The following is a 2,754-nucleotide window of genomic DNA, read 5'->3' on the forward strand; positions in this document are numbered from 1 at the left end:
GCGAGCTCGGCCGTTGCCTGTTTCTGCGCGGTCAGCGCGTCGTCATATTCCTGCTTGCTGATCGCATTGGTCTCGACCAGCGGCTTGTAGCGCTGCACCTTCAGGTTGGCCTGCGCCAGATTCGCCTCCGCCTTGGCGACCGCAGCCTGCGCACTGCTGAAGGTGGCCTGAAAGGGGGCCGGATCGATGCGGAACAGCACATCGCCCGCCTTCACTTCGCTGCCTTCCTGGAACACGCGCTTTTGCACGATGCCCGGCACGCGGGCGCGCACCTGCGCCACCCGCGTCGCCTCGATGCGCCCCGGCAGCTCGGTTGTCACGACGATGCGCTGCGGCTCAACGGTCACCACCGCCACTTCCGGCGGCGGCATCGCTGCTCCGGGCGCCTGGGCCTGTGCGTTTTTTTCGCCGCAGCCGGTTACGCCGGCCAACAGGATCACAAACGCCACAGCGGATGCAGCGGACGCAGAACGACGTACTGATGTCATGACTTTCTCGCAATGAAAAAATGAAAACCCGTTCGCGTACGGGCAGGTTCATGAATCGGGGGAGCAAGGCCGGAAGCGGTTGGCTGGGCACCGAAGCCGTGGCTATTCTTATTCCGGGTTGCAAGACGAACATCTTATTTTATAGACATCACGGAAACTCTGTTGTTTTCCCGTGTTGCCAACAGGAATAGAAGTTATCGTACGACAGCATCTACTCAGTTAGAATGTTGATCAAGATCATCCTCCGGCACGAGACAGCCGGGATAACAACAGGACTGCATGACAAAGGTCCGCGGAGCAAGGGTAAGTCATATGCCCAGAACATCTGTTGGTACGAAGCGGCGCGTCGCTTGCATATGTGCAATGACGTCTGCATTCGTCATTCCGGGCATCGCACGGAGCACCGCAGGTCCGGACCTTGCCGGCCTGCCCATCGAGCAGCTGCTCACGCTGGAAGTCTACAGCGCCTCGAAGTTCACCCAGAAAGTCAGTGAAGCCCCGTCTGCGGTGTCCGTCGTCACTGCCGCGGACATCAGGGCATTCGGCTGGCGCACCGTCGCCGATATTCTGCGCAGCATGCGCGGCCTTTATGTCAGCAACGACCGCAACTATGCCTATCTCGGCGCCCGCGGATTCCTGCGTCCCGGCGACTACAATACCCGCTTCCTGCTGCTGGTCGACGGCAACCGCAACAACGACGCCGTGTTCGACCAGGCTTCGATCGGCACAGAATTCGTGCTCGATATAGACATGATTGAACGCGTCGAGTTCGTCCCCGGCCCGGGCTCCTCGATCTACGGCGCGAATGCCTTCTTCGGCGTTATCAACATCATCACCAAGAACGGCCGCGACCTCAGCGGCCCGCAGGCCTCCGTCGAATACGGCAGCCACGGGATGCGCGAGGCGCGCGCAAGCTACGGCATGCGCCACGATGGCGGCGCGGAATGGCTGTTCTCGGCCAGCAGCTACCGTGAAGACGGGCCCGACCTGTACTTCCCCGAATTCGATACGCCGGCCACGAACAATGGCGTCGCCCGCCGCCTGGACCACGACCGGGCGCAGAACCTGTTGCTGAAAGGGGCGGCCGGCGCATGGAGCGTATCCCTGGCACATAGCGAGCGGACGAAAGGCATTCCGACTGCGTCCTATAGCCAGACATTCAACGACCCTCGCGCGCGCACCGTCGATATCCAGAGTTTTGTCGACGCCAGTCATCGCGCGCAGCTCGCCGCGGACGCCCAGCTGACCACCCGATTGTTCTGGGGCCGCTACGATTACACCGGCGACTATGTGTACGACTACCCGCCGCTCACCCTCAATCACGACGGCTCGCACTCCAGCTGGTGGGGCGCCGAGAGCAGGCTGGTCACGACCCGCATCGCCGGCCACAAGCTGGTGATGGGCGCCGAGGTGCAGCGCGATTACCGTCGTCACCAGTTCAATTTCGACGCTGACCCCTTCGTGTCCAGGCTCGACGACCGGCGTGCCGGCAACCGCTTCGGCGTGTACCTGCAGGATGAATTCACGCTTCGCCCCGGCCTGCTGCTCAATGCCGGCGCGCGCTACGACCGCAGCTCCTCGACCGGGGACAGCAGCGTCAATCCGCGGGTGGCGCTGATCCACAAGGCGAGCGAAGCGACGACCTACAAGGCAATGGCCGGCACCGCCTTCCGCGCGCCCAATGCCTACGAGCTGTATTACGAAATGCTCGGCACCGGCGGGCAGAAATCGAATCCCGGCCTGAAGGCGGAACGTATCCGCACGCAGGAGCTGAGCGTCGAACACGCTGCTTCCCCGGAGTCGCGCCTGACCGCATCGTTGTTCCGCAACACGGTGTCCAACCTGATCACCCAGACAACGGACCCGGCCGACGGCCTGCTCGTTTTCCGCAACCTCAACCGCGCCAGGGCGTACGGCATCGAGCTCGAATGGGAAAGGGCATGGACCGGCGGCGCCCGGCTGCGCACCAGCTACAGCTGGCAGCGGGCCAAGGACGTCGGCAGTGGCGCGCTGCTGGTCAATTCGCCGCGCCACCTCGCCAAGTTCAACCTCAGCGCGCCCGTGGCGCGCACCGGATGGCGCAGCGGGGTAGAGGCCAGCTACGTGGGCAGGCGCGGCACGCTGCAGGGCGAAACCGGCGGCTACTGGATCGCCAACCTGACCCTGTCCGCCATCCGGCTGGCGCCAGGACTGGAGCTGTCGGCGAGCCTCTACAACCTGTTCGACCGCCGTTATGCCGACCCCGGTTCCGAGGAACATGTGCAGG

At 63.6% G+C, this 2,754-nt stretch carries 2 protein-coding genes; one reads left to right on the plus strand and one right to left on the minus strand.

The annotated features are described in order from the left end of the window. On the minus strand, nt 1-488 hold a 488-nt coding region (locus tag VFF99_RS15850), incomplete at its 3' end, for an efflux RND transporter periplasmic adaptor subunit (RefSeq protein WP_325019569.1). 363 nt (nt 489-851) lie between these two features. Between VFF99_RS15850 and VFF99_RS15855 the strand changes: the two genes are divergently transcribed. Then, a partial coding sequence (locus VFF99_RS15855; protein ID WP_325019571.1) for a TonB-dependent receptor occupies nt 852-2,754 on the plus strand: 1,903 nt, incomplete at its 3' end.

It is taken from the genome of Noviherbaspirillum sp. (genome assembly GCF_035654295.1).
Taxonomy (GTDB): domain Bacteria; phylum Pseudomonadota; class Gammaproteobacteria; order Burkholderiales; family Burkholderiaceae_D; genus Noviherbaspirillum.